The organism is Bacillus mexicanus (assembly GCF_050445615.1).
Taxonomy (GTDB): domain Bacteria; phylum Bacillota; class Bacilli; order Bacillales; family Bacillaceae; genus Bacillus; species Bacillus mexicanus.
On sequence record NZ_JBCEYV010000001.1, the window covers coordinates 750,619 to 772,979 of the forward strand.

Annotated in this window: 18 protein-coding genes and 1 pseudogene; 12 read left to right on the forward strand and 7 right to left on the reverse strand. The window is 42.6% G+C overall.

The window, feature by feature from the left end; translation table 11 throughout:
- Nucleotides 1-4: 4 nt before the first annotated feature.
- The gene (locus tag AAGG74_RS04220) at nucleotides 5-1,363 is read right to left on the reverse strand and encodes an MATE family efflux transporter (protein WP_429674614.1); all 1,359 of its coding nucleotides are present in this window, start codon (nucleotides 1,361-1,363) and stop codon (nucleotides 5-7) included.
- 275 nt (nucleotides 1,364-1,638) lie between these two features.
- Here AAGG74_RS04220 and cdaS point away from each other — a divergent pair, with 275 nt between their 5' ends.
- From cdaS to odhB, 8 genes and pseudogenes are all read left to right on the forward strand, one after another.
- Entirely contained in the window at nucleotides 1,639-2,253 is a 615-nt protein-coding gene (gene cdaS / locus AAGG74_RS04225) for a sporulation-specific diadenylate cyclase CdaS (protein WP_429674615.1), read from the forward strand.
- Nucleotides 2,254-2,488: 235 nt separating this feature from the next.
- Nucleotides 2,489-3,706: a macrolide family glycosyltransferase gene (locus AAGG74_RS04230; RefSeq protein WP_429674616.1), complete on the forward strand. Its 1,218-nt coding sequence runs from the start codon at nucleotides 2,489-2,491 to the stop codon at nucleotides 3,704-3,706.
- A gap of 357 nt (nucleotides 3,707-4,063) precedes the next feature.
- Entirely contained in the window at nucleotides 4,064-5,320 is a 1,257-nt protein-coding gene (locus AAGG74_RS04235) for a C40 family peptidase (protein WP_429674617.1), read from the forward strand.
- Nucleotides 5,321-5,414: 94 nt separating this feature from the next.
- Entirely contained in the window at nucleotides 5,415-6,002 is a 588-nt protein-coding gene (locus AAGG74_RS04240) for a superoxide dismutase family protein (RefSeq protein ID WP_162102738.1), read from the forward strand.
- 64 nt (nucleotides 6,003-6,066) lie between these two features.
- Nucleotides 6,067-6,980: pseudogene (locus AAGG74_RS04245) on the forward strand (AAA family ATPase); the annotation flags it as partial.
- Nucleotides 6,981-6,990: 10 nt separating this feature from the next.
- Nucleotides 6,991-8,907: a vWA domain-containing protein gene (locus AAGG74_RS04250; protein WP_429674618.1), complete on the forward strand. Its 1,917-nt coding sequence runs from the start codon at nucleotides 6,991-6,993 to the stop codon at nucleotides 8,905-8,907.
- A 228-nt stretch (nucleotides 8,908-9,135) separates the two neighbouring features.
- The gene (gene sucA / locus AAGG74_RS04255) at nucleotides 9,136-11,970 is read left to right on the forward strand and encodes a 2-oxoglutarate dehydrogenase E1 component (RefSeq protein ID WP_429674619.1); all 2,835 of its coding nucleotides are present in this window, start codon (nucleotides 9,136-9,138) and stop codon (nucleotides 11,968-11,970) included.
- Between the two features lie 15 nt (nucleotides 11,971-11,985).
- Nucleotides 11,986-13,227, forward strand: coding sequence for a 2-oxoglutarate dehydrogenase complex dihydrolipoyllysine-residue succinyltransferase (odhB, locus tag AAGG74_RS04260; protein WP_429674621.1), 1,242 nt, complete (start codon nucleotides 11,986-11,988; stop codon nucleotides 13,225-13,227).
- A 50-nt stretch (nucleotides 13,228-13,277) separates the two neighbouring features.
- Here the strand turns inward: odhB and AAGG74_RS04265 are convergent, their stop codons facing one another.
- Nucleotides 13,278-14,243, reverse strand: a complete 966-nt coding sequence (locus tag AAGG74_RS04265) for a bile acid:sodium symporter family transporter (RefSeq protein ID WP_162102743.1) — start codon at nucleotides 14,241-14,243, stop codon at nucleotides 13,278-13,280.
- 228 nt (nucleotides 14,244-14,471) lie between these two features.
- Between AAGG74_RS04265 and AAGG74_RS04270 the strand changes: the two genes are divergently transcribed.
- On the forward strand, nucleotides 14,472-15,809 hold the full coding sequence (locus AAGG74_RS04270) for a sodium-dependent transporter (protein ID WP_429674622.1): 1,338 nt from the start codon (nucleotides 14,472-14,474) through the stop codon (nucleotides 15,807-15,809).
- 31 nt (nucleotides 15,810-15,840) lie between these two features.
- On the opposite strand, the gene AAGG74_RS04275 is transcribed toward AAGG74_RS04270, so the two are convergent.
- From AAGG74_RS04275 to dhaS, 3 genes are all read right to left on the reverse strand, one after another.
- Nucleotides 15,841-16,686 (reverse strand): superoxide dismutase, encoded by an 846-nt coding sequence (locus tag AAGG74_RS04275; RefSeq protein WP_429674623.1) that lies wholly within the window; start codon nucleotides 16,684-16,686, stop codon nucleotides 15,841-15,843.
- Nucleotides 16,676-18,574, reverse strand: a complete 1,899-nt coding sequence (locus tag AAGG74_RS04280; protein ID WP_429674625.1) for a terpene cyclase/mutase family protein — start codon at nucleotides 18,572-18,574, stop codon at nucleotides 16,676-16,678. The genes AAGG74_RS04275 and AAGG74_RS04280 overlap by 11 nt, the downstream gene beginning before the upstream one ends.
- A gap of 99 nt (nucleotides 18,575-18,673) precedes the next feature.
- On the reverse strand, nucleotides 18,674-20,161 hold the full coding sequence (dhaS, locus tag AAGG74_RS04285; RefSeq protein ID WP_429674626.1) for an aldehyde dehydrogenase DhaS: 1,488 nt from the start codon (nucleotides 20,159-20,161) through the stop codon (nucleotides 18,674-18,676).
- A gap of 230 nt (nucleotides 20,162-20,391) precedes the next feature.
- Here dhaS and AAGG74_RS04290 point away from each other — a divergent pair, with 230 nt between their 5' ends.
- Nucleotides 20,392-20,595, forward strand: coding sequence for a DUF6501 family protein (locus AAGG74_RS04290; RefSeq protein ID WP_162102748.1), 204 nt, complete (start codon nucleotides 20,392-20,394; stop codon nucleotides 20,593-20,595).
- Between the two features lie 317 nt (nucleotides 20,596-20,912).
- Nucleotides 20,913-21,257, forward strand: coding sequence for a PH domain-containing protein (locus AAGG74_RS04295; RefSeq protein ID WP_162102749.1), 345 nt, complete (start codon nucleotides 20,913-20,915; stop codon nucleotides 21,255-21,257).
- Between the two features lie 79 nt (nucleotides 21,258-21,336).
- On the opposite strand, the gene AAGG74_RS04300 is transcribed toward AAGG74_RS04295, so the two are convergent.
- Entirely contained in the window at nucleotides 21,337-21,570 is a 234-nt protein-coding gene (locus AAGG74_RS04300) for a hypothetical protein (RefSeq protein ID WP_162102750.1), read from the reverse strand.
- A gap of 4 nt (nucleotides 21,571-21,574) precedes the next feature.
- Nucleotides 21,575-21,835 (reverse strand): hypothetical protein, encoded by a 261-nt coding sequence (locus AAGG74_RS04305; protein ID WP_024715385.1) that lies wholly within the window; start codon nucleotides 21,833-21,835, stop codon nucleotides 21,575-21,577.
- Between the two features lie 66 nt (nucleotides 21,836-21,901).
- On the opposite strand from AAGG74_RS04305, the gene yocM reads away from it, so the two are divergent.
- Complete coding sequence (yocM, locus tag AAGG74_RS04310; RefSeq protein WP_429674628.1) at nucleotides 21,902-22,351, forward strand: salt stress-responsive protein YocM; 450 nt, start codon at nucleotides 21,902-21,904, stop codon at nucleotides 22,349-22,351.
- Nucleotides 22,352-22,361: the final 10 nt, after the last annotated feature.

The window sequence follows — 22,361 nt, forward strand, 5'->3', positions numbered from 1 at the left end:
TCTTTTAGATGTATAGTTTTTGCGAATAACGTTTTTGCAGTTTAGCCAGCCTGAAAAACAGCCCGACTGCCCCGGCGGCGAGACCTGCAATTAACCCGATCCAATAGCCAAAGGCGCCAAGATTCGTGAACGTACCGACCGCATAACCGACGGGAAGGCCAATGATCCAATAAGAGACAAATGCGGCTGCAAGCGTATAATTCACATCTTTGTACCCTCTGAGCGTTCCTTGGATCGGCGCGGCGACAGCATCAGAAAGCTGAAAAAACAGCGCATAAATTAAAAAGTGCTGTGTCAGCCGGAGCACATCGGGATCAGAAGTGTACATGCCGGCAATTTGCTCTCTAAATAAAAGGATACAGGCTGCAGTTAACAAAGAAAAGCCAATCGCCATTACGATGCCGATCACGCTATATGAGCGTGCATCCTTAAAACGGGCTGCACCTGCTTCAAAACCGACTACAATTGTTAAAGCCATGGACACGCTGAGCGGCAGCATATATAAAAGTGAAGCAAAGTTCATGGCTGCCTGGTGAGAGGCGATAGTTATTGTATTAAAATGGCTCATCAGAAGCGTGACAGCTGCGAAAATGCTCGTTTCAAAAAATACGGCGAATCCAATAGGAAGCCCGATTTTCAGCATGTTTTTACACGCGCTCCAAGAGAACTTATACATTGTAAGAAAAATCCCGTATTCGGCAAACGGAGCGGATTTATGAATGATGAAACAACTGATGATGCAGATACACCAATATGTGAGCGCGGACGCTATACCGGCGCCGACACCTCCAAGAGCCGGCATCCCGAATTTCCCGAAGATGAATACGTAATTCAATACAAAATTGATCGGAAGAGAACTAAGTGTAATCATCATGGTAACTTTCGTTTTCCCTAATGAGTCAATGAATGATCTCAAGACGGTGTAGACAAATAAAGGGAAAATACCTAGTGATAAAAAGCCTAAAAAGTGTTTGGCAATCTGATGTACGTGTGTCTCAAGGTGCAATCGTCCAAGAATAAGGTCTACTGTAGCATATCCAATCGCTAAAACGGCGATGCTAAGAAGCGCGGCCACGTATACAGACTGCAAGACAGTAAAGGGTATTTGCCGTTTATTTTCAGCGCCTAATAACTGAGCGACAATGGGTGTGACTGCCATTAAAATACCTGCAAGTCCTGTATAAACGGGAGTCCAAAGGCTTGAGCCTATGGCCACACCGGCTAAATCAGCGGGACTGACTTTCCCTGACATCACCGTATCTAAAAATGTCATAAGAGAAAGCCCCGCCTGAGTAATGAATATCGGAATGAAAATATGCAAAAGCTGTGTAATCTTTTGCCGGGCATTTCGAGTTTCTTTCATACATTGATCTCCGTTTCTTTTTCATAACGAGAGAAATTATAACATTTTATGTATAAAAAGCAATGAGCGCCAGGTCTATTCTTTTTTTGTGGGCTTCGTTTTTCTAAACATTTGGGCATAAATAAAAGCAAGTGATATTACGCCTAAAAAGGTGCAAACATACTGGATGATTCTTTCGATTTCCATTCTTTACATTCCTCCTTTACCTATAGAATGTGCATCAATAAGATTAGCATGCGTGAAAAGTTGGACATTTGAAAAGGAGTTGAAGATCTATGCGATACGTACAGATAACAGAACATGCATTTAAGGAAAAAATCCAACTGTGTTTAGAGCAAATACTAGATGATTCATCGCTGATTTTGAAAACACTTCATGAAAAAGACCAGTGCCTTCTTTGTGAATTAGATGAATTGGGGCGCCTTTTTCAGGAGATGCAGGGCATCGCATCCTCCTTTTATTTGCAATCATACATTGAGCAATTTACGCCCGCATTTATCGAGCTGGCCAAGGCGATTAAAGCTCTATCAGAACATAAGCATGGCGCTTTAATTGTGATTGAAAGATCGGAACCGGTTGAACATTTTATTCAAAAAGGGACATTTCTCCATGCGGAGATCAGCGCTTCATTAATTGAGAGTATCTTTTTTCCCGGAAATCCTCTTCATGACGGCGCGTTATTGGTGAAGGAAAATAAACTCGTCTCGGCAGCGAATGTCCTCCCGCTGACTACAAAGGAAGTGGATGTCCATTTGGGAACCCGGCATCGCGCAGCTCTCGGTATGTCGGGATATACAGATGCACTTGTGCTCGTTGTGTCGGAGGAGACAGGAAAGATGTCATTTGCAAAAGACGGCGTATTATATCCGGTGATTTCGCCGAGAACGTAAAAATAAATAAAAGGACATAATGAATAAACCTATCATGAGACAGATTGACTAAATGTAGCGTTTTTTTAAGCCTTCACGTTCAGTTGAATGTTTTTGTCTTCCAAGAAAAGAAAATATAAACTAGTAAAAAAGTTATATTGAATAAATATTAATAAAGTGAAACTCTTTACCTTATTTTGTATTTGTAGTACCTTTTAAAATATTACGTACATTTTAAAAGAAAGGGTGCTGCCGCATGGCTAATGTATTAATGATCGGTTTCCCTGGTGAAGGGCATATTAATCCGTCTATCGGTGTAATGAAGGAGCTAAAATCACGCGGGGAACAGATTACTTACTACGCAGTGAAGGAATACAAAGAAAAAATTGCCGCTCTTGGTGTCGAGTTTCGCGAGTATGATGATTTCCGGGGAGATTACTTCGGAAAAAACGCAACCGGAGATGAAGAAAGAGATTTCACTGAAATGATCTGCGTCTTTTTGAAAGGCTGTCAAGATATCGCGGCTCATATTTATGATGAAGTCAAACATGAATCGTATGATTATGTCATATATGATCACCATCTTCTGGCTGGAAAAATGATTGCCAATCTGCTGAAGCTCCCGCGGTTCTCATTGTGTACAACCTTTGCCATGAATGAGAAATTCCTCAAGGAAATGATGGGCGATTACGTGAAAGGATCGATTGAAGATTCGCCTCATTATAAATCTTACCAGCAGCTTACAGAAACGTTACATGCTGATTTTCAAACAGAGATCAAGAAGCCTTTTGACGTCTTTTCTTCAGATGGGGACTTGACGATCGTCTTCACCTCAAGAGAATTTCAGCCAATGGCTGAGCAATTTGGCGATCGGTATGTTTTTGTCGGCCCTTCCATTGCAGAAAGAGTCGAAAACAATGACTTTCCATTTGATCAAATAGACAATAAAAATGTGCTGTTTATTTCGATGGGAACTATTTTTAACAATCAAAAGCGGTTTTTTAATCAATGTCTCGAGGTGTGTAAAGATTTTGACGGTAAGGTTGTGCTTTCCATTGGAAAACATATTAAAACAGATGAGCTGAATGATATTCCAGAGAATTTCATTGTACGCCCATATGTTCCTCAGCTTGAGATCCTGAAAAGAGCCCGTTTATTTGTGACCCATGGAGGAATGAACAGCACAAGTGAAGGCCTGTATTTTGAAACCCCGCTCGTTGTTATTCCGATTGGAGCTGACCAATTTGTCGTAGGACGCCAAGTGGAAAAAATCGGCGCAGGAAAAGTGCTGAAAAAAGAACAATTATCTGAGAGTCTTCTAAAGGAAACAATTCAAGAAGTGTTGAACAATCCTGTGTATACTGAAAAGGCGGAAGACATCGGACAATCCCTGAAAGCAGCGGGCGGCTCTAAAAAAGCTGCTGACAGCATTCTTGAAGTTGTGAAACACAAAACACAATCAGCAGATGCATAATATAGATGCCTGTTCTTATCAAAAGAACAGGTTTTTTAGCTGTTACATCTGAAAACCGAGGAAGGGATTTAACGTACTGATAGAGAATTGATTAGAAAAACAAACAAGAAAGGAGGAATTTTTGCTTCGTTTATCATTAAAAATTATTTTGCTCCCGTTTAAATAGTTCCTTAGACTTTCGAAAAATAGATGCAGTTTATATACAATGTTAAGTATTTGAAAGGTAAAAGTCGAACAATGCTGAAATTGCTGCTACATGTTTGGAAAGTGTGTAACTTGGTGAAAAAGTGACGATAAAATGGAAGTATGTTATTTTTCATAATTTTTATATTGCAAATAGTTTAGGAGGTTAAATGAATGAAAAAGAAAATTGTAGCCGGCTTGGCTATGTCCGCAGTAGTTGGGTCATCGATGGCCGCGGCACCCGCGGAAGCAAAAACGATAAAAATAAAAAGCGGTGACTCTCTTTGGAAACTTTCCCGGCAATATGATACGACAATAACAGCGCTGAAATCTGAAAACAAATTGAAATCAACGGTGCTTTATGCCGGACAAAGTCTTAAGGTTCCTGAGAGCAGCAAAAAAAACACGCCATCCTCAACAAGCTCAAGCTCAAGTGAAACCTCAACATACACAGTTGCATATGGTGATTCACTTTGGATGATTGCGAAAAATCATAAAATGAGTGTTTCGGAACTTAAAAGCTTAAACAGCTTATCCAGTGACCTCATTCGCGCAGGGCAAAAGCTTAAGATAAAAGGGACAACCAATTCAAGTGGCTCAAGCAAATCGAAGAAAAACAGCGAGTCCATTTCTTCAGGCTCTCCGAAAAGTACATACACGGTTAAGCTTGGTGATTCGCTATGGAAAATTGCAAACAGTTTACATATGACTGTAGCTGAATTGAAGACCTTAAATGGGTTAACATCAGATACGCTTTACCCTAAACAGGTACTGAAAATAAAAGGGAACAATCCATCTAAGGGCAAAAACAGTGAAAATATCGGTTCAAAAAACCCGTCAAACATCAATTCTTCAAAAACAACTACATACAAAGTAAAAGCTGGCGATTCGCTGTGGAAAATCGCGAATCAGCTTGGAATCACTGTGCAAAGCATCCGCGATATAAACAAGCTATCGTCTGATGTCCTGCATATCGGACAAGTTCTAACCATTTCAGGTTCAGAAACAACAAAACCTAACCATTCAAATCTAACAAAGCCAAAAGACAACTCAGGATCAAATGTCCAAATAGGCTCGAAGATTGACAGAATGATAGCGGAAGCAAAAAAATATGTCGGGGTGCCATATCGCTGGGGAGGAAACACGCCAGCAGGTTTTGATTGCAGCGGCTTTATTTATTACCTCATTAATCATGTATCATCGGCATCGAGACTGAGTACGGCGGGCTATTGGAATATCATGCAAGAAGTCAGCCAGCCTTCAGTCGGAGACTTTGTCTTCTTTACCACATATAAATCCGGTCCATCGCACATGGGGATTTATCTAGGCGGCGGGAACTTTATTCATGCAAGCTCATCGGGCGTCGATATTTCCAATCTCAGCAATTCGTATTGGAAAGAGCGTTACTTGGGTGCAAAAAGTTACTTTTAAATATGAGTGTGACAAAAAGCCTTTTTATAGGCTTTTTTTGTTTATTTCCGAAAATGATTGACCACACTGTTAGAAAAAACAAGGAGGAGACAGTATGTACCGTCTCTTGCTGTTGATGATAGCGGCTGCACTGAGCGTTGCGGGATGCGGGCAAAACCCTTCGGACCCTCCTAAGCGGATACCAAAAAAAAAGGCTGTTGAAACATCAGCGTTTGACCATCACGTTCAGCTGTTCAATCGTGAAGGCAAAGCAGTCGGTTTTATAGAGATTAAAGAATCGGATGATGAAGGCCTCGATATTCACATTTCTGCAAACAGCCTGCGCCCCGGCGCTTCTCTCGGCTTTCATATTTATGAGAAAGGATCATGTGTCAGGCCGGATTTTGAATCAGCGGGAGGCCCCTTTAATCCGCTGAATAAAGAACACGGTTTCAATAATCCGATGGGTCATCATGCCGGAGATCTGCCCAACCTTGAAGTCGGTGCTGATGGAAAGGTGGATGTCATTATGAATGCGCCGGATACCTCAATGGAAAAAGGAAGTAAACGAAATATCCTTGATGAGGATGGGAGTGCGTTTATTATTCATGAACATGAAGACGATTATTTGACAAACCCAAGCGGCAATTCAGGGGCGCGAATCGTCTGCGGAGCTCTTTCCGGCAATAGTGAGAAGCAGTAATGGTCATCCAAGCCCTTTTGTATTGAGCATACAGGGGCTTTTTTAGTATACTCGTTAATGGAATACGAATAGGAAAGGGACCTGTCTATGACAACTCGATTACAGCACTTAACATTGCCGGAAGAGATACAACAAAAGCTTTTATCATATAAAGACCAGCCGATTTCTCCAGAGTTTCAGTCGCTCATCGGGGCGTCAGGCTATGAGGCGGATGATGAGGCGATTTTATTCGACGCCATTATCGCACTAGCCATGGGAAAAAACGTTCTGCTGAAAGGGCCTACGGGCTCAGGAAAAACGAAGCTTGCAGAAACATTGTCCAACTATTTTCATAAACCGATGCACAGTGTCAACTGTTCGGTTGACTTGGACGCTGAAGCACTGGTCGGCTATAAAACGATTGAAAATCAATCAGGCCAGGCAACAATTGAATTTGTGCCAGGACCAGTCACTAAAGCCATGAAAGAAGGCCATTTTCTTTATATAGATGAAATCAATATGGCAAAACCAGAAACACTGCCCATTTTAAATGGTGTATTAGATTACAGAAAAATGATGACGAATCCGTTTACAGGAGAGGTCATTCGAGCTAAAGGCGGATTTGGAGTTATTGCGGCCATCAATGAAGGCTATGTGGGAACCGTTCCGCTGAATGAAGCATTGAAAAACCGTTTTGTCATCATTGATGTGCCATATATCAAAGGTGAACTGCTGAAACAAGTGCTTATGTCTCAGTCCTCCCTGCAAGACGAGACAATGATTGACCGGTTTATCATGCTTTCCTCTGATTTGATCGTTCAAGCCAATAACGGCCAGGTGTCTGAAGAAGCGGCATCCATCAGAGCGTTAATTGATACATGTGATTTAGCCGCTTATATTCCGCCGCGTCGTGCCATTGAGCGGGGGATTGTAGAGAAGCTTGATGATGATCGAGAAAAGGCAGCAGTCCGAAATATCGCAGAAACTCTGTTTGAATGAGGGAGCTGCGATGAAATTTATTAAATTTAACGACAGCACAATTGATTCGTTTCTATTTATGATGCTGACTGATTTAGCCAAAACACTTACCAAGAGTGAAGCGGTAGAAGTGGAGTATGGCGTTCAGTCCTATTACAACCCGTTTGAAAAAAAAATCTATATGAGCCACTTTTGGAAAGACAGGGCAGCTGAGGATATGGAAGCGGGCCTGAAAAGCGACGTCTACCTGCGTTCGGTAGGAACGAGATACAGTTCACTGCATGAGTTTGCGAACTTTTTGGATGATATTCATCGAAGTCTTAAGTTCAAAAGCTTTGCCAAGCAGCTGTTTATGCTGCTAGAGGACATCAGAATTGAAGAATGCATCAAACGCGAACGCCCTGGTACGAAACAAGTCTTTGCCAAAAGAAAAAACATGTACAGAAAGCACTTCTCCACCCAGCTGACTTTAAATTTGGAACGAAGCATTTTTACGGATGCACTCTTTTGCGCGATCTATATGAAGCTTACGACCGAGTCACCGCTTGAATCTCTTCCGTCTATGCGTGAGGACATCAATCTGATGCGCCCATTTATAGAGCAGCAGCTCCTGCGCGTGTATGAAGCAAATTCGACTTCCCAGGTTCTGAGTTTGGTTGAAGATCTCATGGACGGACTTGAAGAGATACTCGATAAAGATATGCTGAACACGTACTTCTTTTTGCCTGAGCTTGATTACGCAAAAGCAGCAGAAAATCCGTTATTTGAAGAAGAGAAAAAAGCGCCGAAACTGAGTGATGATATCACACTTCCGAAAAAGTCAGATGGTAATGAAGATATTCATGAGGAAGAAATGCCGACGTGGCACAGGGAAACAGAAGCACCAGCTAAAAGCTTCCTTCAATTTGATATCGAACACGGCGCGAAATCAGACATAGGAAAAGACGCTTCAAGAGAAGGAGACGATGGTGATCAAGCCCTTGGCTCTGTCCAAGGATCAGCCAGGCAAACAAAACGGAAAGATTATTCCAAGCTGGAAACGCTGGAGTCCCAGAAAGATCAGCCAAACGGGGCGGGTATGGCGGACGGAAAAGAAAATAAATACGCCTTTCCGATTTACAAAGAACCGCAGCCGGCAGCAAGTGAAGAAGAACTTACGTATAAAAAGCAGGCAAAAACGATTGAATCATATCAAAAGCGTTTAAAACAAATGATTCAAAAAACGCTGGAGCATAAAAAAACATCGCCAAGAACAGATTTGCATGCCGGGCGGCTGAACAATAAACTGCTCCGTTATTTCACTGAGCGGAATCCGCGGCTGTTCTACAAAAAGCAGGAGCCGTCTTCCGAAATTGACGCGGTTTTCACTTTGCTGGTCGACTGTTCAGCCAGCATGTTTGACAAAATGGACGAAACAAAGCGGGGAATCGTACTTTTTCACGAAGCGCTGAAATCGGTAGCGGTCCCGCATCAGATTGTCGGCTTTTGGGAGGATACAAACGATGCGACGGAAACAAGCCAGCCTAACTATTTTAATACAGTTATTCCTTTCAAATCATCATTAAGACAGGAATCGGGACCGGCGATTTTGCAGCTTGAGCCTGAGGAAGATAATCGTGATGGCTATGCAATCCGGCAGATGACGAAAAAAATGCTGCAGCGCAGCGAATCACAAAAGTTTTTAATCGTCTTCTCGGATGGCGAGCCGGCGGCGTTTGGCTATGAACAAAACGGAATAATCGATACAAGTGAAGCGGTTATTGAAGCTCGTAAGAGAGGAATAGAAGTAATAAATGTTTTTCTCTCCAACTCAGAAATAGAAGAATCGCAAATGAAGACCATTCAGGACATGTACGGAAAATTCAGTATATTTGTTCCAGATGTTGATCAGCTCCCGGATGTTCTGTATCCGCTGCTCAAAAAACTGCTCCATAAAAGCATAGGGTAACCCTTTATCCTGTGCTTTTTGCTGTTCCTTTTTTCAAATGATTAAATTTTTTGTTTTTTATAAAGATTTTTTACTGTTTTGTGAACAATCAAGGTAGAATCAAATTGTAAACAGTGGTAAAATACCATTGGAAGCGTTTTTATTACATAATTTTGGGCACAGCGTTCGAAAGTTATTTTAAGATAGTGAATCATTCACTTGATTATCTAAGTTGGGGGTAATATTCAAATGTTTCAAAATAGTATGAAACAACGAATGAATTGGGAAAATTTTTACGGTCCGAACCTCGGCTATGCGCTGGAGCTTTACGATCAGTATACTCAGGATCCGACCAGCATTGATCCGGATCTGAAGGAAATATTCGATGAGCTAGGTGCTCCGCCAAGCGATATAAAAGAGGTCTCGGGAACAAAAGAAAAGGGACATGTTACAGCCGATCTGGTTCAAAAGATCGCATCCGCAGTCAAACTTGCAGAGGATATCCGAACCTATGGCCATTTAAACGCTTCCGTCAATCCGCTCAGAAAGGACGGGAAAAAGAGCGAACTCTTTCCATTATCCGATTACGGGCTAACAGAAGAAGAAATAAAAGCAATACCTGCGTCAGTGATTTGCAAAGACGCTCCTAAAAACATTACGAACGGTTTAGAAGCCATTCAGTATTTACGGAATACGTATAAAAGAACGATCTCGTTTGAATTTGATCATGTGCATGATTTCAAAGAGCGTGAGTGGCTGACAAAGATGATTGAATCCGGTGAGCTGTTCCAGAAGAACACTGCCGAAAAGCTGTCGGCTGTTTTAGAAAGACTGACAGAAGTAGAGGGGTTCGAGCAGTTTTTACACCGCACATTCGTCGGACAGAAGCGCTTTTCCATTGAAGGATTGGACGCTCTTGTCCCAGTGCTCGATGATATTATTGCACAATCTGTCAAATCAGGCACAACAAGTGTCAACATCGGAATGGCGCATAGGGGGCGCCTGAATGTCTTGGCACACGTGCTCGGCAAACCGTATGAAATCATTTTTTCTGAATTTCAGCATGCACCGAACAAAGATCTTGTCCCATCTGAAGGTTCAATCGGAATCAGCTACGGATGGACAGGGGATGTTAAATATCATCTAGGGGCGAATCGGGAGCTTCAAGACGCTGAGACAAAATCAGCGCGCATTACGTTGGCAAACAATCCGAGCCACTTGGAATTTATCAATCCGATTGTTGAAGGCAGCACGAGAGCGGCACAGGAAACAAGAACACAAAGCGGATACCCGGTGCAGGATGAAACGAAATCACTTGCCATTTTAATTCATGGAGACGCTGCATTCCCCGGGGAAGGAATTGTTGCTGAAACATTGAATTTAAGCTCTTTAATAGGGTATCAAGTAGGCGGTGCGATTCACATTATCGCCAATAACATGATCGGGTTCACAACAGAAAGCGCTGAATCAAGATCGACAAAATATGCCAGTGATCTGGCAAAAGGCTATGAAATTCCGATTGTTCACGTGAATGCGGATGATCCTGAAGCATGTCTCTCAGCTGTTAAGTTTGCAGTTGAATACCGAAAAACATTCAACAAAGACTTTTTGATTGACTTGATCGGGTACAGACGTTACGGACATAACGAAATGGATGAGCCGTCCACCACTCAGCCGATGCTGTATGATGCTGTCAGAAAGCATCCGACTGCCAAACAAATTTTTGCCGAAAAGCTCGTAAATGATGGCATCATTACCGAGGAAGTTGTCCAAAACATCGAAACAACGGTAACGAAGCGCATTGAAAGTGCTTATCAAAAAGTGCCTGCTAAAAAGGAACATATCGCCAGTGAAATAGAACTTCCGGAGCCTGTTTCAAACGGTTTCCCAGATGTAGACACATCCATTGATTTTGATGTGCTTCGCAAATTGAACGGCGAATTGATTAATTGGCCCGAGTCATTTCATGTTTTCGGAAAACTAAAGCGCATTTTAGAAAGACGCGCCAAGGCGTTTGATGATGACAGAAAAGTGGAATGGTCTTTGGCAGAATCCCTTGCGTTCGCTTCTATTTTGAAAGACGGAACACCGATTCGTTTAACAGGGCAGGATTCTGAACGCGGAACGTTCGCTCACAGAAACCTTGTGCTTCATGACAGTGAGACAGGCGAAGAATTTGTGGCGCTTCATCACTTATCTGAGTGTGACACATCTTTTGCGGTTCATAACAGCCCGCTGTCTGAAGGATCGGTTCTCGGGTTTGAGTACGGCTATAACGTGCATTCACCGGAAACACTTGTCTTGTGGGAAGCGCAGTTCGGAGATTTTGCTAACGCCGCCCAAGTGTACTTTGACCAATTCATTTCAGCCGGACGCGCCAAATGGGGGCAAAAATCCGGATTAGTGATGCTGCTTCCGCACGGATATGAGGGGCAGGGGCCTGAGCACTCAAGCGCAAGAATCGAGCGTTTTCTGCAGCTTGCCGCTGAGAACAACTGGACAGTTGCCAACGTGACAAGCGCCGCGCAATATTTCCATATTTTAAGAAGACAGGCTAAAATGCTGCTTCGTGAAGAAATTAGGCCGCTCATCATTATGACGCCGAAGAGCCTTCTTCGTAATCCGAATACGGTCTCCGAAGTGCAGGAGCTCAGCGAAAGCCGCTTCCAGCCTGTGTACGAACAGTCGGGTCTTTCTCATGACTATGAAAAAGTAACCAGACTTGTACTATCCAGCGGTAAAGTATCTATAGACATCAGCGACTATTTTAATAAGTTAGAAGACGGTAAAGAGTGGCTTCACATTGCGAGAATTGAACAGTTGTATCCATTCCCGGCAAAAGGAGTCAAAGAATTATTTGCAAAACTTCCGAACCTGAAAGAAATCGTATGGGTGCAGGAAGAGCCGCAAAACATGGGGGCCTGGAGTTATATCAGCCCGTATTTGACAGAAATTGCACCACAGGGAGTAAGCGTTCAATATATTGGACGAAGAAGACGATCCAGCCCTGCGGAAGGAGATCCAACGGTCCATAAAAAAGAACAGAAACGTATTGTATCTGATAGCTTGACTCGCAAAAACTAAGGGGGAAATGAAAAAATGGCGGAAATTAAGGTACCTGAATTAGCAGAATCAATCTCAGAAGGAACAATAGCCCAATGGTTGAAGCAGCCTGGTGATTATGTAGAACAGGGTGAATATCTGCTTGAACTGGAAACGGATAAAGTAAATGTCGAGTTGACAGCAGAAGAATCGGGTGTACTTCAAGAGGTATTGAAAGATTCGGGTGATACCGTCCAGGTCGGGGAAATAATCGGTACGATTTCTGAAGGCGCAGGAGAAAGTTCTGCCTCTGCTCCTTCAGAGAAAGCTGAAAGCAAGGAAGAACAGCAAACAGAACCAGCGGCACAAGAGGTGAGTGAAGAAGCGCAAACCGATGCAAAATCAAGAACGGTCGCTTCTCCTTCAGCCCGTAAGCTGGCGAGAGAAAAAGGAATTGACCTTTCTCAGATTCCAACGGGAGACCCGTTGGGAAGAGTGCGCAAGCAGGATGTCGAAGCGTACGACAAACCTTCGAAGCCGGCTACTCAGCCAAAACAGCAGCAGCCTCAGGCGCAAAAAGCACAGCAAAGCTTTGACAAACCCGTCGAAGTGAAAAAAATGTCACGCCGCAGACAAACGATTGCAAAACGCCTCGTAGAGGTACAGCAAACATCAGCGATGCTGACTACATTTAACGAAGTAGATATGACGGCTGTCATGAATCTCAGAAAACGCCGTAAAGATCAATTCTTAGAACAAAACGAAGTGAAGCTCGGATTTATGTCTTTCTTTACGAAAGCGGTCGTCGCTGCATTGAAGAAATATCCGCTCTTAAATGCGGAAATTCACGGAGATGAGCTGATCGTTAAGAAATTCTACGATATCGGGATTGCTGTTGCAGCTGAAGAAGGCCTTGTCGTTCCGGTTGTACGGGATGCGGACCGTCTGACATTTGCCGGAATCGAAAAAGAAATCGGCGAGCTTGCGAAAAAAGCGAGAAACAATAAATTAACCCTTAGCGAACTCCAAGGCGGTTCTTTCACGATTACAAACGGGGGGACTTTCGGGTCACTCATGTCTACCCCGATTTTAAACAGCCCTCAAGTCGGCATACTGGGCATGCATAAGATTCAGCTCCGGCCTGTAGCCATTGATGAAGAGCGTTTTGAAAACCGTCCAATGATGTATATTGCTTTATCTTATGATCACCGGATTGTAGATGGTAAAGAAGCTGTAGGTTTCCTCGTGACAATCAAAAATTTACTTGAAGATCCTGAACAGCTTTTATTAGAAGGATAATAAAAAAGGTACATCACTTCATCGTGATGTACCTTTTTTGATATGGGGATTTAAAGAGACAGATTGCGGTTGTTTGATGTTGCTTGTTTCTTTTTCACTTGTTTTGACCAGTATGTTGCAAGCATGGAACCAGAAAGGTTATGCCACACACTGAATATCGCACTGGGAACAGCAGATAGCGGTGAAAAATGCGCTGTAGCCAGTGCGGCCCCCAGCCCTGAGTTTTGCATACCAACTTCGATTGCAATGGCTTTTTGAGATGGATAATCCATTTTAAAAAGCTTTGCGCAAAAAAATCCAAGTAAATATCCGATACCATTATGCAGGATGACAACAGAAAAAATGAGCGCGCCTGATTGAAGCAGATTTTCCCGGTTGCCGCTGACAACAGCAGAGACAATCGCAACGATGCCAATGACAGAAACGAGCGGGAGGGCATGTACTGCTTTTGCCACTTGTTTTCTGAAGCACATTTGGACGATTACGCCTGCAATGATCGGAATTAAAACAGCCTGTAAGATCGAAATAAACAAAGACCCCGGTGAGACAGGCAGCCATTCCTTAGCAAACAGCATAATCAAAAGGGGTGTTAATACAGGAGCCAACAAGGTCGAAATTGTGGTAACAGCAACAGAAAGGGCTGTATTTCCTTTTGCTAAAAATGTCATGACATTAGAGGCTGTTCCCCCAGGGCAGCAGCCGACAAGAATAACACCTACTGCAATTTCAGCTGGAAGTCCCAATCCAAATGCAAGGCCAAAAGCAACGAGCGGCATGATGGTATATTGAAGAATCACTCCGATTATGACATGCCAAGGTTTTCTGACTAGTTCTTTGAAATCATCGGCTTGCAGTGTAAGACCCATTCCAAACATGATAATGCCAAGAAAAATCGTAATATAAGAACTGATCCACGTAAAAAAAGACGGGAAAGAAAATCCCAGCACGGCAAAAACAATCACCCATATGCCAAAGGTTTGCCCTGCGAAATGACTAATTTTTCTAATGATGCCCATCAAAACACTCCTAACCCATGCAAGAACCGCAGCAGAAATTCTTACAGATAATTTGAAACATTCTCTTATTATAATGATTTTTCTGAACAATTCAATATCTATAAACAAATTGCTTTTAGAGTAAAACAATAAATATATTATGTAAACTAATTAAAATGTTCTTGACTATATAAGAAGATATTCTTACAATGAATCTTTATAATGGTTAGACAAATTAGGAGTGATAGGGTGAAGGAAGCGAATCAATGGTCTTCGAAGCTCGGCTTTATTTTAGCCGCGGCAGGATCAGCTATCGGGCTCGGTGCGATATGGAAATTTCCATATGTAGCGGGAACTAGCGGAGGAGGCGCGTTTTTACTAATTTTTATTTTATTTACGCTTTTAATTGGACTGCCTTTACTGTTAGGTGAATTCATCATAGGCAGAAAAACACAGAAAGACGCCGTACAGTCCTATAAAACACTCGCTCCGAAAAAGAAATGGCATTGGATCGGTTATTTAGGCATGGTGACATGCTTTATTCTTTTATCTTTTTACAGTGTCGTCGGCGGGTGGATTTTAATTTATATTACAAAAGGCTTTACTGGCGGTTTATCGCAAACATCTGGTTTTGATGAGATATTTGCAAATACGATTTCAAATCCTTATATGGCTGTAGGGGGCCAGCTGCTCTTTATGGTAGTGACCATTCTTGTTGTTGCAAAAGGAGTTAGCAGCGGAATTGAAAAAGCGAGCCAAGTATTAATGCCGGCGCTTTTCATCTTATTTGTTGTTTTAATGGTTCGTTCAGTTACACTGGATGGCGCAATGGAAGGGCTCAAGTTTTTCTTGATGCCTGATTTTTCAGCGATTGACGCCAATACGATTTTATACGCGATGGGCCAATCCTTTTTCTTATTAAGTGTCGGTGTATCTGTCATGGTAACGTATAGCTCTTATTTAGAGAAACAGGAAAATCTGGTGCAGTCGGCTGTATCAGTAACTGTATTGAACATGCTTGTTGCGGTCATGGCGGGTATTGCGATTTTTCCAGCTGTATTTTCATTCGGCCTTAAACCAGACCAAGGGCCGGTTCTGCTATTTAATGTGCTGCCGACTGTGTTTAATCAAATGCCATTCGGAATTATCTTTTTATTAGCATTTTTAATTCTATTTTTATTTGCGGCACTAACATCCGCTTTTTCAATGCTGGAAATTTTAGTCGCAGTCCTTTCAAAAGGTGATGTTAATAAGAGAAAGCGATTCGCTTGGTTAGGCGGAATTGCTATTTTTATTGTCGGAGTGCCGTCTGCATTATCATATGGTATCTTAAGTGATGTCTCTATCTTTCATTTGTCCATTTTTGATGCGGCAGACTATCTCGTGAGCAATATTTTAATGCCATTAGGCGCGTTGTTAATTTCTATTTTTGTTCCGTTAAAAATTCCGAAACAGGATCTATTCGACGAGCTAAAAAGCGGTTCTAATCTCAAGCGGAAGTGGTTTGCGGTTTGGCTGCTGCTTATTCGTTATCTATCTCCTGTTGCCATCATCATCGTATTTTTGCATGTGATCGGCATTTTTTAAACATGAAGCCCCTGGGAAAAGGGGGCTTTTTTTAGTAAAGTTTCCAAACGACTTCTTTTGCTTGCTCGAAACGTTTTTCTGCCTCGCGCCAATCTACAACATTCCACCAATGATTGACATAGCTTGCCCGGTCATTTTTATATTGCAAATAGTAGGCATGTTCCCAGACATCAAGCGGTAAAAGAGGGATCACATCCCATTGGCTGAAGAGCTGGTGCTTTTCTGCTGCTAAAATCTCCAGCCGTCCCGAACGAGGAGCCCAGACCAGAATGGCCCAGCCGACACCTTCAACTTTTTTAGCGGCCTGAGAAAAATGTTCTTTAAAAGCAGAATAGCTTCCAAATGAAAGGTCAATCATTTGAAATAATGCGCCTGTAGGACGCCTTTTTCCGTTTGGATGCATCGAAAACCAAAAAATACTATGCAAATAATGGCCTGCCCCATGGAAAGCAAGCTCTCTCTCCCAATGAGTGATCAAGTCATAATTCTTGGCTGCTCTCGCTTTTTTCATCTCTGTCTCAGCTTTGTTAAGACCGTCAACATAGCTCTGGTGGTGCTTCGTATGGTGAAGGACCATGATATCGCGTGAGATATAGGGCTCTAAGGCGGAATATTTGTAAGGAAGCTTCGGCAGCACATGTTTTCCTATTGGAACATAGGCGCGCCGTTCACTTGTACCTTCTGATTCTGTAATATCCCGGTAAAGAGCAGCAGCCTGCTGATACCAATCTTCTTCTGTTGTTTGGTGATCTTCCAGCGCTTCAATCATTTCGTCAATTTGGTTTTCAAACAGATCAAGCTGTCCCCGTTTTTGGATCTGATCCTTCAAAGCTTCACACCAGTTGAACATCTCCGTTTGATAGGCTTCACGTTTCATTTGCTGTCTCCTTTTCAATAGAATTCAAATACCTCCCGACCGCCAGCAAAGAGAAGACATATGGATAACTGTGATAGCGGATATAAAATTGCTTTGGCAATCCGATTCCTGCCGGATAAGCCAAGCTATCGGCGCTATGAGAACTCTTATTAATAAGGTATCGCATACCCTTCACAACAGTTGGGTGTTCGGATTTTTCGTATGTGAGCAAAGCGTCTAAAGCCCAGGCCGTTTGTACAATGGTCCCTTTATGAAGCGGGACGTACGTCTTGGCTTCCGCACTTTTACAGGATTCCCCCCAGCTGCCGTCATCAAGCTGTATGGATTTGAGCCAGCGTAAGGCCTTTTGTATAGCAGGGTGCTTTCGGCTAACCCCGCAGGCATGCACACCTGTAAGAGCAGCCCATGTGCCGTAAATGTAGCAAACACCCCATCTCCCGTACCATGATCCGTTTTGTTCTTGATGTTCGAAAAGCCAGTTCACAGCGTGCTGAATTTGTTGATGTTTCTCTGAGAAACCGCCACTTTCGCCTAAAAAATGCAGCACACGCCCGGTAAGATCGGGAGTTGAAGGATCAACTGCCGCGTCCTCGGCTGATTCAAGGGGGAGAAGGCGGATGAGAGGGTGGTTCACATTTTTTTCAAAAGCAGAAAATCCGCCATCATGATTTTGCATTGATAAAAGCCAAGACACTCCTCGCTCCCAAGCTAAAGGAGAATAACTGCGGGGAATCGCTTTTAAGACGGCAGCCGTATCGTCACAGTCGGGATTATTTGTATTGATATTTGAAAAGCCCCAGCCGCCGGGAACTGCACTTGGATTTTTGACAGACCAATCTGCGATTTTAGTATGCTGACGTTCCAGCAAAAAGGCTGTTGCTTTTGTAATAGAGCCGTCTTTTTCGTCCATGCCGTTTTTTTGAAGGGCATAACTGATCAGGGCTGTATCCCAAACAGTTGAAGTAGAGTTTTCCAGATAAGGAATCCCGCTGCATGTTGTGACAAGGGATTTGATACCATTAATCGCTCTTCTGATAACAGGGGAGTAGCGTGACACACCTAGTGACAGAAGACTGTAAACCATAAATATGGTTGCGCTCGCATAGCTGTATAATGTTCCGTCTTTTTCGATTCGGTCCAGCATATATGTTTTAGCTGTCTGTAAGCCCAGCTGTTGAAAAGCGAAAGGTGCCTGAAAAATGCGCTTCCAATGTGACCAAACAGACGTGAGCTTTCTTTCTTCAAAAGCATCAGAACGAAGCCAAGTGAAAGGGTTTTTCGTCATGTGCGGATCGAGATGGTGAAGAGATGGAATATTGCGGTTTTTAAGAACAAATCGCTGATTGAGTGTGACAGCCATAGGAGCAAAATGAATCCGGGCATATGCGCTGAACTGATAGAAATGAACCGGTAACGTCGGGGGGAGCGCCATGAGTGATAAGGGTAAATGCAAAATAGGCCAAGGATACAGACCGTTTGCGGCAAGCATCCATTTTGTCATGAAATGAACATGTCTCAAACCGCCATGTGAAATGATAAATTGTTCAGCTTTTCTCATGTGCGGGTCAGACCTGTGAAAACACCCTGATGCCAGCATCCCGATATACCCTTGGACGGTAGCTGTTATATTTCCGCTCCTTTCATCGGGGTAGTTGATGAATGTCCCATCGGGCTGCTGTTTTTCGCGAATGCCGGCCGCAAGCGCTGATACCAATTCTTGTTCATTCTCACCTTCATCCAGCGAGGTGAGGAGCAAAATAAAAAAGGAATTTGTCATCATTGGTCCTTCAAAGCAAAATCTCCACGAACCGTCAGCGTTTTGCCTGTCTTTTAACGCTGTAATGGTTTTCTTTTGATAACGCCTCACTTCCTCCTGAAGTGTGCCCATCACGTTCAACTCCTTCAGAAGCATATATATTCAGCATCTTTTACCGCCATTACAGAAAGAAAAAAACTGCTGGCGGTCAGCAGTTTTTTGACATACATGTTAGTCTTCGAGATTTATCCAAACACTTTTAACTTCTGTGTAGTTATCTAAGGCATATGATCCCATTTCTCGTCCGAGTCCGGACTGTTTATAGCCGCCAAAAGGAGATGCCGCATCAAACACATTATAGCAGTTCACCCAGATGGTTCCTGCTTGAAGGCGGTCAGCGATATAATGGGCGTGCTTGACGTTTTCTGTCCATAGTCCGGCCGCGAGTCCATATTCTGATTGGTTTGCTCGTTCAATGACTTCATCGACTGTATCGTACGGAATGGCAGTCAGCACAGGTCCGAAAATTTCTTCTTTTGCGATCGTCATCTCGTCTTCAACATTCGCAAATACAGTCGGTGAGACGAAATATCCTTCTTCAAAAGGACAGCTTCCGCCTGTCACTGCTTTTGCTCCTTCGTCTTTACCTTTTTGAATATAGGAAAGAACACGTTCATGCTGTTCCTTACTCACGAGTGGGCCGATTTGCGTATCCTTATGAAGTCCTGCTCCTTGACGGAGTGATTCAGCATAAGAGACCATCTCATTGACGACTTCATCATACTGTTCTTTATGAATGAAGACACGTGAGCCTGCACAGCAGACTTGCCCTTGATTAAACATCACGCCATGTAAAGCGCCTGGAATCGCTTTTTTTAAGTTGGCATCAGGCAGAAGAATATTAGGAGATTTTCCGCCCAGCTCCAAGGTAACGCGCTTAATGCTTTTCGCAGCCGTGGACATGATTTTCTTTCCGATTTCAGTTGATCCTGTAAAGGCAATTTTATCAACCGCTTCATGGTTTGTTAGCGCGTCTCCGGCATCTTCACCGAATCCCGGAATGATATTGATGACACCGGCAGGGAATCCGGCTTGGTCAATTAACTCTGCTAAATAAAGCGCCGAAAGCGGTGTTTGTTCAGCTGGCTTGAGCACGATTGTACAGCCTGTTGCAAGAGCCGCGCCCATTTTCCACATCGCCATCAGGAGCGGGAAATTCCATGGAATGATCTGGCCGACGACGCCGACAGGCTCATGGCGGGTGTAATTAAAATAAGCGCCGGAAACTGGAATCGTCTGCCCAGTTATTTTTGTACACCAGCCAGCGTAATAGCGCATATGTTCAATAGCCAGCGGTATATCTCCATTTGTCGTTTCATTTATCGGTTTTCCGTTATCAAGCGTTTCAAGCTGAGCAAGCTCAGTTTTATGCTCTTCCATTAAGTCAGCCAGCTTATACATCAGTCTGCTTCTTGAAGCTGGAGACATTGTTCTCCATTCGCCTTGGTCAAAAGCTTTCCGGGCAGCTTTAACCGCTTTGTCCACATCCTCAGCCTCAGCTTTATACAGGGTCATTAATGTCTCGCCGATCGCTGGGTTGGGCGTATCAAAGGTTGCCCCTGAGGCACTCGGAACAAACTTTCCGTCAATATAAAGCTTCTTTGTTCCTTGTAAAAATGTCTCCAGCCTTTTTGTCACTTGCATCGTTAAAGAACTCATCCGTAACAAACCTCCATTCAATTTTTATGGTCTGTTTTGAGACTCTTGGTGATAGCACATAGATTCATTGATTGAATAGCAGAAATAAACTGTGATATTTTCCGGTAAAGTAAGCGCATACAAACATTCTATAATAGGAAACAAGGCAAAATCAATGAATAACTGATATTGCAATTTACAAAAGAAAAAAGCTACAATAAGCTTATAGATATGTAAAGGAGATTTCGTTTATGATTCATAACAATTGGCTTGAAAAAGAAACAATCAAAAAGGTGAAATGTGTGCAGACCAACGCTAAAAAATATATTGTGAACCGCGTTTTAACGCCTGGAAAAGAATATGAAGTGAAAAACGAAACTGAGGAATTTCTCTTTGTCATCGACAATACAAATAAAGTTGGCGGCTATTATAAAGAATACTTCCAAGAGGTTTAATGCTTGCATAAGCAGAGAATTTAAAAAATCGCAGCCTGAGCTGCGGTTTTTTCTATGGGTGAAACAGGAAAAATAAAACAAAACCAATGAAAAACTTTAAAAATATTGCTGAATATTGAAACTTTTTCTCTGCGCGTGCGTATTACATGTGACAATCGTACAAAAGCTGAAAAACATATCAAAAATTTGAAAAATGTAATCTGTTCGTAATGGTTTAAATGTCTTCTATGTCGTATTCTTATATAGGGATAAAGGACTTATTTTTATGTAGTGAACAATAAAAAACAATAGATACATGCAGAAAGAGGGGTTCTTCATTGGGTATTTTTTCTGTTAGCAGATCAACGGATGCAAAGAAGCTTGAAGCTTTGCTTGTTGAGGGAGAAAGAATAGAATCGATTTATAAGCTCCGGGTAGACCACATTTGCTTTACAAATAAGCGGATTATTTTCTTTGACAATAAAATGTTTTCTAAAAAGAAGGTTCGTGTATTCCTTCCATATAAATCAATTGAGAGCTTTGCGATCCAAGAAGCGGGCATATTTGACCCGGACACTGGACTTTTATTGATGACCAGAAGCAAAACGTTCGAATTGGAATTTGCCAAAGACACCGATTTAAGCGAAGTTCAAGCGGTGCTGACAAGGCACTTGTGCAGCTGAATATTGATGAGCCGGCCGTTTAAAAATGGTAAGGCTTTTTTTATATACAAAAGAACAGGGCATGTCAGCCCTGTTCTTTTTACACGACACTGTTTTTCGCTGAGTTCGAATCGACAACATCTGCATCTAACACATTTGAAATCGGGATGACAAGGGGAGTAAAGTCGCCATTTTCTTCTCCAAAACCTTGGTTGATTTTAGCTGATAAAAAGTAATCGACCTGCTGATATGGTCCGAGTGTTAAAGACGAACCGCGATCCATCGTATTGATTTTAAATCCGCCGACGTTGACGACGGAGGGCGAAAAGAACATTTCGTCACTTCCTTTTGATCGAGTTGACCGCATCACTTTCAAAAGATGCAGGAGAATCAATTTGGTCCCTGTCATCCACATGGCTTTTGGTGCCCATAAAACCGCTTGCATCTCCAAAATTTTGTCCGTAGCCTTGATTTTTTTTATCTGAATTTTGCCAATCTGCCAATAAATTTTGTCCTACATTTACCGCTGAAGCATTTTCAAAGGAATTAATTTTGAGCATGAAAATATTAATATTGATATACGGAGTTGGTTGAACCACAGGAAAACCTCCTTTCTATAGTTGTATGCCGGCGGTTATAAAGTATGTTAAGACAGGGGGCTTCAAATGGACTTCGAAAAGATGAAGCAGTGGATGGAATTCGCACAGCAGATGTACGGCGGTGATTTTTGGAAACAGGTATTTGATGAAGATCAGAAAACCCCTTTTATGACAAATGGCCAATCTCCGTTTCCGTTTTCGCAGCAGGATCAGCGAAGGAAAGAAGATCATTCATTTCCAAGTATGGATATTGTAGATACCGTTACAGAGGTACAGTTTTTAATTTATCTTCCAGGCTACCGGAAGCAGGATGTTCACATATTATCTTATGGAGATTATCTAGTCGTGAAGGGACAGCGTTTTTCCTATTTTAATGAACAGGACTTTTGTCAAAAAGAGGGGAAATACGGAAGTTTTGAGAAGAAAATCCCGCTTTCCGACCATCTTCATGGAAAAATGAGTGCCATTTTCAAAGACGGAATCCTATACATCACCATTCAAAAAGACGAGAGTTAAGCGAAAACAG

Excerpts from the sequence above, each read along its gene's own strand:
- AAGG74_RS04290 (WP_162102748.1), top strand. The coding sequence starts at position 20,392 with ATGATTCATAACAATTGGCTTGAAAAAGAAACAATCAAAAAGGTGAAA.
- AAGG74_RS04230 (WP_429674616.1), top strand. The coding sequence starts at position 2,489 with ATGGCTAATGTATTAATGATCGGTTTCCCTGGTGAAGGGCATATTAAT.
- AAGG74_RS04235 (WP_429674617.1), top strand. The coding sequence starts at position 4,064 with ATGAAAAAGAAAATTGTAGCCGGCTTGGCTATGTCCGCAGTAGTTGGG.
- cdaS (WP_429674615.1), top strand. The coding sequence starts at position 1,639 with ATGCGATACGTACAGATAACAGAACATGCATTTAAGGAAAAAATCCAA.
- AAGG74_RS04250 (WP_429674618.1), top strand. The coding sequence starts at position 6,991 with ATGAAATTTATTAAATTTAACGACAGCACAATTGATTCGTTTCTATTT.
- dhaS (WP_429674626.1), bottom strand. The coding sequence starts at position 20,161 with ATGAGTTCTTTAACGATGCAAGTGACAAAAAGGCTGGAGACATTTTTA.
- yocM (WP_429674628.1), top strand. The coding sequence starts at position 21,902 with ATGGACTTCGAAAAGATGAAGCAGTGGATGGAATTCGCACAGCAGATG.
- AAGG74_RS04265 (WP_162102743.1), bottom strand. The coding sequence starts at position 14,243 with ATGGGCATCATTAGAAAAATTAGTCATTTCGCAGGGCAAACCTTTGGC.
- sucA (WP_429674619.1), top strand. The coding sequence starts at position 9,136 with ATGTTTCAAAATAGTATGAAACAACGAATGAATTGGGAAAATTTTTAC.
- AAGG74_RS04300 (WP_162102750.1), bottom strand. The coding sequence starts at position 21,570 with ATGTTCTTTTCGCCCTCCGTCGTCAACGTCGGCGGATTTAAAATCAAT.
- AAGG74_RS04280 (WP_429674625.1), bottom strand. The coding sequence starts at position 18,574 with ATGGGCACACTTCAGGAGGAAGTGAGGCGTTATCAAAAGAAAACCATT.
- AAGG74_RS04240 (WP_162102738.1), top strand. The coding sequence starts at position 5,415 with ATGTACCGTCTCTTGCTGTTGATGATAGCGGCTGCACTGAGCGTTGCG.
- AAGG74_RS04220 (WP_429674614.1), bottom strand. The coding sequence starts at position 1,363 with ATGAAAGAAACTCGAAATGCCCGGCAAAAGATTACACAGCTTTTGCAT.
- AAGG74_RS04275 (WP_429674623.1), bottom strand. The coding sequence starts at position 16,686 with ATGAAACGTGAAGCCTATCAAACGGAGATGTTCAACTGGTGTGAAGCT.
- odhB (WP_429674621.1), top strand. The coding sequence starts at position 11,986 with ATGGCGGAAATTAAGGTACCTGAATTAGCAGAATCAATCTCAGAAGGA.